The 12,623-nt window shown below is 51.5% G+C and carries 11 protein-coding genes; 8 read left to right on the top strand and 3 right to left on the bottom strand.

Going from position 1 to position 12,623, the window contains the following annotated elements:
- Nucleotides 1–74 precede the first annotated feature (74 nt).
- From pip to PSCS_RS11595, 3 genes are read left to right on the top strand one after another with little or no spacing between them, the layout of a single operon-like run.
- Nucleotides 75–1,034, top strand: coding sequence for a prolyl aminopeptidase (gene pip, locus PSCS_RS11605; RefSeq protein ID WP_068812294.1), 960 nt, complete (start codon nt 75–77; stop codon nt 1,032–1,034).
- A gap of 39 nt (nt 1,035–1,073) precedes the next feature.
- Nucleotides 1,074–2,249, top strand: coding sequence for a GGDEF domain-containing protein (locus PSCS_RS11600; RefSeq protein ID WP_068812251.1), 1,176 nt, complete (start codon nt 1,074–1,076; stop codon nt 2,247–2,249).
- Nucleotides 2,250–2,275: 26 nt separating this feature from the next.
- A complete protein-coding gene (locus PSCS_RS11595) occupies nt 2,276–3,973 on the top strand; it encodes an alpha/beta hydrolase family protein (RefSeq protein WP_068812250.1) in 1,698 nt (565 codons plus the stop codon).
- A 76-nt stretch (nt 3,974–4,049) separates the two neighbouring features.
- Here the strand turns inward: PSCS_RS11595 and PSCS_RS11590 are convergent, their stop codons facing one another.
- Entirely contained in the window at nt 4,050–5,408 is a 1,359-nt protein-coding gene (locus tag PSCS_RS11590; RefSeq protein ID WP_229694605.1) for an APC family permease, read from the bottom strand.
- A gap of 206 nt (nt 5,409–5,614) precedes the next feature.
- Here PSCS_RS11590 and fghA point away from each other — a divergent pair, with 206 nt between their 5' ends.
- The 3 genes from fghA to PSCS_RS11575 all read left to right on the top strand — a co-directional run bounded on the left by fghA (nt 5,615) and on the right by PSCS_RS11575 (nt 9,196).
- Entirely contained in the window at nt 5,615–6,445 is an 831-nt protein-coding gene (gene fghA, locus PSCS_RS11585) for an S-formylglutathione hydrolase (RefSeq protein ID WP_106387115.1), read from the top strand.
- A gap of 55 nt (nt 6,446–6,500) precedes the next feature.
- Nucleotides 6,501–7,607, top strand: coding sequence for an S-(hydroxymethyl)glutathione dehydrogenase/class III alcohol dehydrogenase (locus PSCS_RS11580; RefSeq protein ID WP_068812249.1), 1,107 nt, complete (start codon nt 6,501–6,503; stop codon nt 7,605–7,607).
- Between the two features lie 122 nt (nt 7,608–7,729).
- The gene (locus tag PSCS_RS11575; protein ID WP_068812248.1) at nt 7,730–9,196 is read left to right on the top strand and encodes a sodium:solute symporter family protein; all 1,467 of its coding nucleotides are present in this window, start codon (nt 7,730–7,732) and stop codon (nt 9,194–9,196) included.
- 26 nt (nt 9,197–9,222) lie between these two features.
- On the opposite strand, the gene PSCS_RS11570 is transcribed toward PSCS_RS11575, so the two are convergent.
- Nucleotides 9,223–10,110: a penicillin-binding transpeptidase domain-containing protein gene (locus PSCS_RS11570; RefSeq protein WP_068812247.1), complete on the bottom strand. Its 888-nt coding sequence runs from the start codon at nt 10,108–10,110 to the stop codon at nt 9,223–9,225.
- Nucleotides 10,111–10,216: 106 nt separating this feature from the next.
- Between PSCS_RS11570 and PSCS_RS11565 the strand changes: the two genes are divergently transcribed.
- Nucleotides 10,217–10,606 carry a hypothetical protein gene (locus PSCS_RS11565; protein WP_157885705.1) on the top strand — a complete coding sequence of 130 codons (390 nt, stop codon included), beginning with the start codon at nt 10,217–10,219 and terminating at the stop codon, nt 10,604–10,606.
- A 33-nt stretch (nt 10,607–10,639) separates the two neighbouring features.
- Here PSCS_RS11565 and PSCS_RS11560 read toward each other — a convergent pair whose 3' ends face one another.
- Nucleotides 10,640–10,999 (bottom strand): DUF454 family protein, encoded by a 360-nt coding sequence (locus PSCS_RS11560; RefSeq protein ID WP_082866323.1) that lies wholly within the window; start codon nt 10,997–10,999, stop codon nt 10,640–10,642.
- Between the two features lie 420 nt (nt 11,000–11,419).
- Between PSCS_RS11560 and PSCS_RS11555 the strand changes: the two genes are divergently transcribed.
- The gene (locus PSCS_RS11555) at nt 11,420–12,343 is read left to right on the top strand and encodes a DUF5715 family protein (protein ID WP_068893726.1); all 924 of its coding nucleotides are present in this window, start codon (nt 11,420–11,422) and stop codon (nt 12,341–12,343) included.
- The last annotated feature ends 280 nt before the right edge of the window (nt 12,344–12,623 follow it).

Raw genomic sequence — 12,623 nt, 5'->3', positions numbered from 1 at the left:
AATAACAAATCCCAGCACAAATCAGTGGTTTTGGGGTAGGATTGACAGGTTGCTAACGAATGCTCGGTATTAATATGCGCAAACTTTATCCGGAGATTGAGCCCTTCAATAGGGGTTACCTTCAGGTATCAGAAACTCACCGTTTGTATTATGAGCAGGTAGGTAATCCGCATGGCAAGCCGGTTGTGTTTCTGCACGGCGGCCCCGGTGGTGGCATCAATCCTGAACAGCGGCGCTACTTTGATCCGGCCAAATGGCACGTCATTCTGTTTGATCAAAGAGGTTGTGGGCAAAGTGAACCCTTTGCCAGTGTGGAAGAAAATACCACCTGGGACCTGGTGGCTGATATTGAGCGTTTGCGCGAACATGTGGGAGTCACATCTTGGGCTGTATTTGGAGGCTCCTGGGGATCAACCTTGTCTCTGGCTTATGCCATTACCCATCCACAACGGTGCACAGCGCTTTTCCTGCGCGGCATTTTCCTGTTGCGACACCACGAGTTGCAGTGGTTCTACCAGCAAGGGTGTTCACGACTTTTTCCCGATGCCTGGGAAGCCTATATTGATCCGATTCCTGAAAACGAACGTGATGACATGATTCAGGCCTATTATCGGCGACTGACGTCAACAGATGCTGCGGTTCGTCAGCAGGCGGCAAAAGCATGGTCAGTCTGGGAGGGAACGACGTCCCGGCTTGAACAAAGCCCAGAAGCGATTGCCGCTTTTGCTGATGACGATTTTGCTGATGCATTTGCCAGGATTGAATGCCATTACTTTATGAATCATGGTTTTTTCCCGGAGGACAATTACCTGCTGAACAATGCAGCACTAATCTCCAGAATACCCACGGTCATCGTACACGGCCGTTATGATGTCATATGCCCGGTGGAAAATGCCTGGCAATTAAAGAAAGCCATGCCTCATGCCGATCTCCATATTATCCCTTGTGCAGGCCATGCAATGTCAGAGCCAGGCATCAGAGACAAGTTAATTGAGTACACTGACCGCTGGTCAGACGAAATAACAAAAAATTGATGTCTATAAAGTGAGGATTAGGGTGAGGGTTCTAGCAAAATGACATTACACCTGCCGACATTGTTGTTGATTCTGACTGGCACAGTAGCCAGTTCCACCCTGGTACTGTTCATTATGTGGCGTATCAATCGTGGTCAGTCTGCCATCATCATGTGGTTGCTGGCTCTGTTTGCGGGTGTGATTTCACTCACCATCATGTACGTGGAATCTTGGATCGGTCTCCCGTCCGGTATCAATGCCATGCTTAGTAATTCGCTAAGTTTGACCGGGTCGCTGTTGATTCTGGAGGGCGTATTGCGGTTTCGTGGCTGGTATTCTATTCGACGCTGGTATGCCGTTCTTGCATGTATTCCCGTTTTTGTCTTTGCTTCCTGGTTTAACCGGTTGGACTCGGTTGCCCGATATCAGTTTCATGACACGGTTTGTATGTTGCTGAGTGTGGCGGCGCTGGTAGCATTTGTCTGGAAGTTAAAAAGCCGACAGGAATTAGTAGCTTATATGCTGGCAGCTGTCAGCCTTGGCTGGCTGGCGACTAACTATCTGATTCGCGCCGGCTTCGCTTTCAGTGGTGATCTGAGCCTGATAAACGGCATGGATTCTGCAATTTCCCATGGCTATTATTTTAGTGGTTTGCTGGCCTCTTTGAACTGGGTATTTGGCCTGGTTATCGCATGTTACTTTCAGGCAAATCAACGTAATGAGCAGTTGGCCCGAGAGGATGCGTTGACAGGCCTGCATAATCGCCGCAGTGTTGATGAGTGCCTGGCCAGGTGTCTGAATGATCACAACCGTAATAACGGTAATTTCGCCATTATCATTCTGGATATGAATGCCTTTAAGTCGGTCAATGACCGCTTTGGGCACCTGGTTGGAGACAAACTGCTGGTCGACACCGCAAAGCGCTTGCGTGACTCCATACGCGAAGGTGATGTTGCTGGGCGCCTTGGAGGGGACGAGTTCATTGTTATTGCCAGGTTCGTGGATGATGAAGAAGCACTGGGCGTGCTGATGACTCGTCTTTCGCGATCACTGAACCGGGATTTTGAGTATCAACCGGGTAAGCATGTCAGCACCACCATGAGCATGGGGGCAGCAGTCTGCCCGGATGACGGAACAACAGCTGACCGTTTGCTGAGTACTGCAGATATCAGGATGTACCGTAATAAGTCAGCTTTTTACGATCAAAGCCCGATGTATGAAAAGGCATCAGCCTGATCACTTCAGCGGGCGGGGGGAGAAAAATGAGAAAAATAAAGAACCTTTGGGTCATTGCTGTTGCCCTGATTTTGTTTGGTAGTGCGATAGCACACTGGGTACAAACCAGCGGCGGAATCAGTATCAAAGATCTGCGCTTCAGTGGTGCTGGCGGCCAGACATTAAGTGCGCTGCTGTATGTGCCGCCAGGAGTGACAGCCGATAACCCTGCGCCTGGTATTCTGGCGGTTCACGGTTACATCAACTCCCGGGAGGTTCAGTCTCCCTTTGCTATTGAGCTGGCTCGCAGGGGGTATGTTGTCCTCTCGCTCGATCAGTCCGGGCATGGCTATTCTGATGGGCCTGCTTTCAGTAATGGCTTTGGTGGGCCAGCCGCGCTTCGCTATCTGCGCAGTCTCGATATTGTCGATGAAAACAATATTGGGCTGGAAGGGCACTCCATGGGAGGATGGACGGTACTGGCAGCGGCAGCAGCCATGCCAGATGCTTACCAGTCTATGGTGTTGCAGGGGTCCAGTACTGGCAGCGGGTTTGCTGCGGAGGGTAGGCCCGACTGGCCACGCAATGTCTCAGTGGTGTTTGCCCAGTATGATGAATTTGCACCCACGATGTGGGGCGTGGCCGAAGGCAGGCAGGTCGCCAGTAGTGAAAAGCTGCAAACCCTGTTTGGCGTCTCGGCACCAGTGCAAGAGGGCAGGGTCTACGGTAGTGTACCTGCGGGAACCGCGCGGGTCTTGCATAACCCGTCAGTGACACACCCGGGTAATCATATTTCACATACGGCTGTCTCTCATACGCTGGACTGGTTTGCTTTGACGTTGGATGGCGCCAATGATCCTGGTGTACGGGTGCAGATCTGGTTTTTCAAAGAGCTGGGAACACTGATGGCACTGATTGGTATAGTGTTGTTTGTACTGGCTGCGTCGCGTCAGTTGATTCAACTGCCGGCCTTCGTATCTTTGCGCGCCAGTGTGCGGCAAAGTGCCTGGGATGCTCGTGAGCGAAAATGGTGGGGACTGGCATTGGCTGGCGCCGTGATTCCTGTTGCCAGTTTTTATCCTGTATTCTCCCTTGGCGCTGCGTTCTTCCCGGCTAATGCTTTGTTGCCGCAATCAATCAGTAACCAGGTACTGCTTTGGGCATTGTTTAACGGGCTGGTGTTATCGTTGCTGGGCATATGGGTGAAGGGGCGGGTCCTGTCACTGAAAGCCATGCCGGGACTGAATCTGTTATTGGCAATCATGGTGGTAGCCGCGACTTACATGGTGGTATTGGCTGTCGACTTTCTCTTCAAGACCGATTTTCGCTTCTGGTTTGTTGGCTTGAAACGCATGAATCTGGATCAGTTCAAGAGCTTTCTCGCCTACCTGCCGTTCTTTGCGGTTTTCTTTGTGCTGCTGGGACGAAGTTTGCACACGGGGTTGAGTGTGGGGGCTGATACGGCTTCAAGGGAACGCTGGTCTAATGTGGCAGTTTTGGCGGGAGGCTTCTTTGTCTTTCTGGCGTTGCAGTATGCCAGTCTGTTTATGACAGGACGATTGCTGACGCCAGGTGAGCCATTGAATACCATTGTGATGATTCAGTTTGTGCCTCTGCTCGCCATCGTTGCGGTGATCAGCAGTTGGTGCTGGCGACTGACTGGGCATTACCTGCTGGGTGCCTGGATTAATGCATTGCTTGTCACCTGGTATATCGTGGCAGGTCAGGCAACCCATGTTGTTTAGTTCAGCGTGGATCAGAAAACTGTGTATGCCGCTTCTCTCAAACGGCTCTGTCTTACTCTGTTCGGACTTACTCGGTTCAGTCAGGGCGTGAAAAATGTTCGGTGGCCCAATACGCCAGTAGCCCAAGTAGCAGGATGGCAGCGGCAGCGAATGCTTCGACAGGTCGTGTTACCGCAATAAAGCCCAGTGTCCAGATGACAATCGCACTGTAAATCAGTGGTGGCAGAGGGTAAAGCCAGGTGCGATAACCGCTATGCCTCTGGCCATGCTGGGCTTTCTGCTCGCGGTAACGCAAAACGAAGATGCCCAGCACCGTCGCCAGTGAGCTCAATCCCAGCAGGAAACCTGAGAAAACCAGAATAGCATCAAACGTTGATGTGACAATAAAGATCACGGTCAAGGCGCCCTGGGCATAAATGGCGAATCGAGGCACGCCGTTATCGCGCGTTTCAGACAAACGGCGAAACAGCCGGAAGTCTTCCCCCATCACCTGTAACACCCTGGGGCCGGCAATTGTCATGGCACTAACTGTTGATATCAATAATAAAGACAGCGTTGCCCCCATCACCAGGCCACCAGTCTGGCCAAAGGTGTACTGGGCGACAATAACGCCGATTTCGATACGTCCTTCCATGTCATCCATGGGCACGGCAAACAGAAAGGTGGCATTGAGAGCCAGGTATAACAGCATGACGATGCAGGTGCCGATGACAAGCACCTTGGGGACAGTTCGGGTTGGATCCCTGACTTCATTGGTAATATAGGTGGCAGCATTCCAGCCTGCATAGGCATAGCTGACGTAAATCAATGAAACGGCAAATGCCGGACTGAGTAGCGTATCGTCGTCGCGGCCGCTTGGCAGCCACTGCAAGGGCTGTGCTGTTCCGTTGGCAGTTACAGTCATCACAACCAGCAAAATGAAAATGATGATCAGGGCGACTTTGATCAGTGTAAACCAGTCTTGCATGCGACCACTGGCCTGGTGACTCCTGCCATGAACGAAAGTTGCGATAATGACCAGTGTCAGGGCAGCGGCCATGCGGTTGATTTCGACGACGTGTTCAGTTGCAGAGCCTAAATAGGCGGCAAATGTCATGGCTGCCAGGGCGGTGGGTGCGGCAAACCCGACGGTGAGTGAAACCCAGCCAGAGACAAAGCCCAGGGCGGGGTGATAAATGCGCGACAGGAAGGCGTACTCACCCCCTGAGCGTGGTAATCTGCTGGTTAGCTCAGCATAAGTTAGGGCGCCACAGAGGGCGGCAATACCGCCGACAAACCAGAGCATTAACAAGGCAAAGACTGAGCGGATGTCCACCAGTTGAAACCCTAGGCTGGTAAAAACACCCGTGCCGATCATGTTTGCTACGACCACTGCCGTAGCAGTTTTGCTGTCGTAACCGCGGTTGCTGTTTTGCGCAGATTTCGAGGGTGGCACGTGCTATCTCGCTGGTGGTAATGCTCGTCTTTGTCCTGGTTAATCCTGATAAGTCCTGACGAGCATGCATATTGTCATCATGCGTTCATTGCCCTGGAGTAGGGGTTTCGTTTATCTTGGCTTCCAGCGAGCATAAGAGAGAAAAGGTAATTATGTCCAGACATTCCCAAGACAACCGGGCCCAAGACAGCCAGGAACAGCCACTGATGGAACAGAATCGACAGCGTCTGTTTGGTGGCTCCCAAATCCGTTATCAGCATGAATCGAGCGCACTGGGCTGTACCATGTTGTTTTCCGTGTATTTACCGCCTGGTGCCTGCAAAGAGCAGACAGTGCCTGCGGTGTATTTTTTATCCGGACTGACCTGTAATGATCAGAATTTCAGCACCAAATCCGGGGCTCAACGAGTTGCTGCTGAATTGGGGGTGGCATTGATCATTCCCGATACCAGTCCCCGTGGAGAGCATGTGGCTGATGATGAAGGCTATGATCTCGGTCAGGGGGCCGGTTTTTATGTTAATGCGACTGAGGCTCCCTGGCAGTCTAATTTTCAAATGTATGATTATATTACCCGTGAATTACCAGCACTGGTTGAGGCGCATTTGCCAGTAAATGAGCGTCGCGCTATCTCTGGGCACTCTATGGGGGGACATGGAGCCTTGATGATTGCTGCCCGGAACCCGGAGCGCTATCAGTCAGTGTCAGCATTTTCGCCAATTGTGCATCCAAGTGCCTGTCCCTGGGGTGAAAAGGCATTTACAGCCTACCTGGGTACGGATAAGGATGTCTGGTCTGAATATGACAGTGTGGAACTGATTAAAGAGAATGGGTGGCATTTGCCCCTGCTGGTTGACCAGGGTGAGGATGATGAGTTCCTCAAGGAACAGTTGCTGACTCGCGATCTGATTGCCGTGGTGCAGGACTGTGCGGATGTCAGAATTCGCTTTCAATCCGGGTATGACCACAGCTATTACTTCATCGCCACATTTATTGCAGAGCATTTGCGTTTTCACGCCAGGCATCTGAGAGCAGAATAATTGTTAATAATCTTGTACAGAAACACGGATCATCACGTCATTTAAGGAGTTGGGTATGAAAACAAAGGCGGCGGTCGCATTTGCAGCAGGAAAACCACTGGAAATCTGCGAAGTTGACCTGGAAGGTCCAAAGGCGGGAGAGGTACTGGTCGAACTCAAGGCAACCGGTGTCTGTCATACCGATGCATTCACTCTGTCCGGAGATGACCCGGAGGGTGCCTTTCCGGCCATTCTGGGCCATGAAGGGGCGGGCGTTGTCGTGGATGTCGGGCCTGGTGTCAGATCACTCAAAAAGGGTGACACGGTGATACCGCTGTACACGCCGGAATGCCGGGAATGTGACTATTGTCTGCACCCCAAAACCAATCTGTGCCAGTCCATTCGTACCACTCAGGGGCAGGGTGTGATGCCTGATGGCAGCAGTCGTTTCTCCCTTGACGGCACGCCAATCCGGCACTATATGGGTTGTTCGACGTTTTCAAACTACACGGTGCTGCCTGAAATCGCCCTGGCCAAGATACGCTCAGATGCACCGCTGGATAAAGTTTGCTACATCGGCTGTGGTGTTACCACCGGGGTTGGCGCTGTGATCTTTGATGCCAAAGTCGAACCGGGTTCTCGTGTGGTGGTCTTTGGCCTGGGCGGCATTGGCCTTAATGTCATTCAGGCAGCACGCATGGTGGGTGCGCGTCAGATTGTTGGTGTGGATATCAATCCGGAGAAAGTGGCACTGGCGAAACAGTTTGGCATGACTGATTTTATCAACCCGAAAGAAGTTGAGGATGTGGTCGAAGCGATTGTCGATATCACGCACGGTGGTGCGGATTACACCTTTGAATGTATTGGTAACGTAAACACCATGCGACAGGCGCTTGAGTCCTGTCACAAGGGTTGGGGCGAATCAGTGATTATTGGTGTCGCGGGCGCCGGGCAGGAAATTTCCACGCGTCCTTTCCAACTGGTCACTGGCAGGGTGTGGCGTGGTAGTGCCTTTGGCGGTGCGCGCGGGCGGACTGATGTGCCGACCATTGTGGACTGGTACATGGAAGGCAGAATCAATATTGATGATCTGATTACCCATACCATGCCGCTGGAAAATATCAATGAGGCGTTTGACTTGATGCATGCGGGCAAATCCATTCGCAGTGTTGTGCTGTATTGATGGTGGTGAACGGTTTTCCTGTCGTTCTACCGTATTTGGGTTAACTTGGCAGGTAAAGTCTGCTTAGAATCCCGATGCTTTGCATAATATAAGAAAGACCAGAAAATTCCGTAGGGGGGATTATGGATTTGGCAGGGATTACCATTATTGTTTACCTGGGTCTGGTGACCCTGGTAGGCATGTATCTGACTAAACGCAGTACCAGTTCTGATGACTGGGCCATCGGCGGCAGTGCCATGGGCGTCTGGATGATTGCTGCGGGGATTGCCGGCACGCGCATTGGCGGTGCCGGTACCTATGGCGTAGCTGGTGACACCATGAATACCGGTATCTGGAATATGTGGTACGGCGTCAACTCTTTTCTGGCGCTGGCTCTGGTCGGTATCTTTTTTGCCATCCCTTATCGCCGCTTGAGACTGGTTACTGTGGGCGAGCTGTTCGTCAAGCGCTACGGAACCTATCGAAATGCCCGCCTGACCAGCCTCTGTGTGCAGACAGAGTATCTGATCGTCAACATTCTTGAGCCGTTGCTGATTGGTATTATTATCAGCGCCGTGTTTGGCATTAATCGTGAAGTGGGCATTATGATCGGGGCGCTGGTCATTGTCAGTGCCACAGCCCTGTCTGGTATCCGTGGCGCATCGTCAACGAATATCATTCATGTGGTCGTGGTTACATTGGGCTTTTTGGCGGTTGCCATACTCGCGGGAGCCGAACTGGGTGGCATTAGCGGTATACGGGAGAAGGTGGATGTGGCACTGGAAACATCAGGCCGGGATTCAGCCAGTTGGTGGAGTTTTGTCGGCATGGGCTGGTTTCCGATTATTGCCATGGGTTTTTCAGCCGTCATTCACACGCCAGCAGCTTCGGTATATGTTAATTACTCCAGTTCTGCCCGCTCAGAAAAATTGATTATCCCGGCCTTCCTGTTGGCCGGGGTGCTTGCTGCGATTATGCCATTTCTGGCATCCATTATCGGTGTCGAAGCCGTGGCACGTTATGGCGCTGACAGCGGTCTGACCAGCTATGCGACCATCACCCAGATCGCGACTGATACCGGGCCGATTATCGGTGGCATTGCTTTGGCTGCCGTTTTGGCTGCATTGATCTCTTCTGGTGGTCCTATCCTGCTCTCCAGTGCAACGCTGTTTGTCAATGACTGGATACCGGGATCTCGTGAGTTCACGCCGACCAAGAAGCTGCGCTCCTATCGCATCACTGCTGTCATTTACGGTCTGTTCGCTGGTGCATTGGCCTGTGTGCTGCCGATTACCTCTGTGTTGCAGCTCTTGTTACTGGGTTTTGCCATGGTTGTGCCACCGGCAATTGCTATCGGTTTTATTTTCTACTGGCGCAAGACGACCGAAGTGGCTGTATTCTGGGGCATCGCCACGGGTTACGGTCTCGGGCTGCTGGCCTGGGCTGCCAATACCTGGGTTCTGCACATGGAAAATGATGTGGCGGCGTATTTCACAACCCTGGTGCCACTGGTTGTCATTCCTGTGGTTTCCCTGATGACTCAGACCCCGGAGAATGAAGGGGAAAGTGTTGACGCGTTCTACAAGGCGTTGAAAACACCTGTCCCCTGATGCCTTTGTGCCTGCCTCCGTTTGAATTATTGAGAAAGCGGAGGCAGGATTTCCAGGTGTCGTAATGCTTTGTCAGTCACTGCCTGGCGAGCAGTAATAAAATTTGCCTGCGCCTCTGGCGTCTCTGCCATCGTGTTTTGGCTGGCCTGTAACAGTGTCGCGAAATACCAGATCTGACTGCCATTATCAGTCCAGCCTACCCACCAGCCGGTATTCATGCCGTTGCCAATGACTGCCAGGCCTGTCTTGCCACGAATAATGACACCTGATTCTTCTCGGTTAACCATGATGTTTTTCACGGTCTGTTGCACGTTCGTGTCAAATGGCAATGACAGGTTGTTGAGTGACTGTAATAGCGTCAACTGTTGCCGTGGTGTGATGCGCAGGTCGCCTTCCAGCCAGAACGTCGTCAAACCGCCGTCCAGATTTTGGTTGCCGTACTCGGCCAAGTCCAGCCAATGCTGCATACGCGATTCACCGACTGTTTTTACCATGCCCTGGTAATGCGGGACTGCTGAATAACGGAAGGCGTCTGCCAGCGTAAGGTCCTGGTTAATTTCAGGGCGGCTTCGTTCGACACCATCCCAGGGGATTATGGTTTCTGCGCTCGCTACCACGCTTTCTTGCAATGCCACCAGTGAACTGAATATTTTAAAGGTAGAAGCCGGGATAGCTGCGCTATCAATATCCAGTGGTGGCAATGTTTCGTCGGGGTTTTGGTAAGCGCCTTGCAACCATTGCCCTGATTCTGGGTTAACTATGATCATTGTGCCGTTATAACCGGACGTGGCGAGAATCTGGTCCAGGGAGTCCAGGTTATCCGGCCTCTCTTGCGCTTGAAGGAGGTTGGCGCCAGTGGCTAGTATGGCAAACAGGGTGATACAGGTGAAAAGGTAGCGGAGGGATCGGTTCATGGTCGTTTACTCTGGTCCTTGATACGGCCTGCGGGATGAGCGGGACGTTAAGTTGTGCGAAGCGTTTACAATCCGCATAATGCACGGTTTTTTTATGGTGGCCAATATGCAATCTGGTTTTGGCAATCTGGATCGGGATTGTCTGGTATGCGGTATGCCGCACTCCCTGGCGCCAGCTGACATCAGGGACCGGGAACAGCAACCCGTTTGTGAAAAGTGTGATAGCCCCTTGTTCGAAGCCTCTGATGGCAGTACAGAGGTTGTCGACATAGCCCATCAACACGAAACGGTTGCTGAGGCGCTTGAGAAGTTCGAGTTGGCTTTACAGGATTGCTGGTGCTATCAATACTGTCGGCAGTTGCGACTGATTACTGGCGGCGGTCGAATTCGCGACGCTGTGCTGGCTGAGTTGAATTATTTGCATCGTCAGGGAACGGTGCTGGATGTCCATAGCGAGAATCGAGGAGCCGTCATTGTGGTAATACGCCGGGACTGAGTTTTTTCTCCCTCTCTTCAAGTTCGTTGTCCATCAAGGTCGTTGTCGCCAGCGAGCCAGCATTTTACCAAGGCTGACAATGGCATCAGCGACTGACCGGATCGCCAGCAATCCGGCTATTTTGAGTCGGGACAGAACCGGCAGTCGGTTTGAACGGTGCCAGCTGTCCAGGTGTCTGCGGTACCAGGCATTTGCATGCGCATAATGATAGGCGCGTTGTGATACCCGGGTGCATAGCAAGGCAGCAATGAAGAAAAACAGCACGCCTGGAATGATGGGCAGCAGCACGCCGACCACGCCCATTATGAGGCAAACGGCAATCAGCAAAAGGCTCACTACCTTGGCCATCCAGGGTAAGGGTCGAAAATCTCTATAGCGTGTTGGCAAGTGCACGACTGGTAACCTCCTGCGTCGTTGTGGCAATCATCAGACCGCCCTAATAGGAAAATATATTCCTTTGCTGGCTCTTGAACCAGAAATTGTTTTCAAAATGACGATCCGTTAAAGTGGCGGTTATTTTTCGTCAAAATGTCGGAGCATCATCCTGTAGTAATGCATATTTGATGCCATCAGGAGGAGTGCCTTATGTTGCTGATAATATTAGAAAAATATTTTATCTGGCATCTGGCTTATCTCGGCGAACATGGTAAATCAAGCCAGCATTTGGTGAATTTGACGAATAGTTAATGATGATAATTTGATTTTTTGTTATAAAAATCATAACAATGCTGGACAAACTGAATAATTCACCTGAGAATAGGGTGCCATCGGTATCTTCAAATCAATCCAATTTCTGAGCAGCGGGCAGAAGGGATGAAAATAACGACAATTTGCCTATTGGCTATCAGCACACTGATTACGGCTTCTATGACGCAAGCGCAAACATTGCGTGGATCGCGTTCGTCCATGGAACAGCAACATGGTCATGCTGTCAGTCATGGTTACCAGTTTGCTCATACATCGAGAGATGTCGATGACATGATCCAGCTTGGTAATTTGCAGCGTGTTCGCCCGACGCCAACAATGGCGATTCACAATGTGTCCTATCCCTATCTGCAACCGGCCGTTAAAACGCTGGTTGAACGTCTGAGTGCGCAGTATTACAACGCTTGCGGTGAGAAGATGACGGTCACCAGCATGACGCGCCCGATTGCCCGCCAGCCATCCAATGCTGCCAATGACTCGGTGCATCCAACTGGCATGGCTTTTGACTTGCGCGTGCCTTCCAATAGTCGGTGTCGCCGCTGGTTGGAGCAGACACTGCTATCTCTTGAGGGAAGCCGTGTGCTGGATGTAACCCGTGAGCGAAGACCACCCCACTATCATGTAGCCACATTCCCGGAACCTTATCAGGCTTACCTGGCCAGTATTCTTGGTCGAACCCACGATTATGAAGTACAGTCTGGTGATACCCTGGTTGCCATTGCTGCGAGAAGCAATGTCACTGTCAGCCAGCTACGCGCGGCTAATAATGTGCGAGGCGACTTGATTCGTGTCGGGCAGGTGCTGACAATCCCGGCAGAATCAAACAGCAATGGCAATGCCACAATGGTGGCCAGCCAGCAAGAGACCGCCACCCAGCAGCCTACGGAACTGGAGCACCAGGTTCGTCGCGGCGAGACGCTTTGGCGCATTGCCAACCGTTACCGAACCAGTGTGGATGCCATACGCTCTCAAAACGGCCTGGCTGGTGACATGTTGCGAGTCGGCCAGGTTCTTAAAGTGGTTGTCGAGTAATTATTCTTCGCTAGAAAACGTGTACTTTCTCTAAATCCTTGCTCTTCGATAAAGTGAGTCTTTTGTAGGTTGAAATGAGTTTATGTAGAGTGTGCTTTTAATATACGATTAAAGATTATGTTTTGGTTTCGTATACAAGCCCCAAGTGTCTGTAAAACGTCTGTAAAAGTAACATCAATTCCCCAAATCTCCCTTCCTTGATCTGAATCAATAAGCAATTTGAAGAATTGCGGAAACAGTTCTTTACAAATTGTGACGACTTTGTTAGTGTTCGACGATG

The organism is Pseudohongiella nitratireducens, from assembly GCF_001642735.1.
Taxonomy (GTDB): Bacteria; Pseudomonadota; Gammaproteobacteria; order Pseudomonadales; family Pseudohongiellaceae; genus Pseudohongiella; species Pseudohongiella nitratireducens.
Note: the sequence above shows the minus strand (reverse complement) of the source record. Positions and strands in the feature narration are given on the sequence as shown.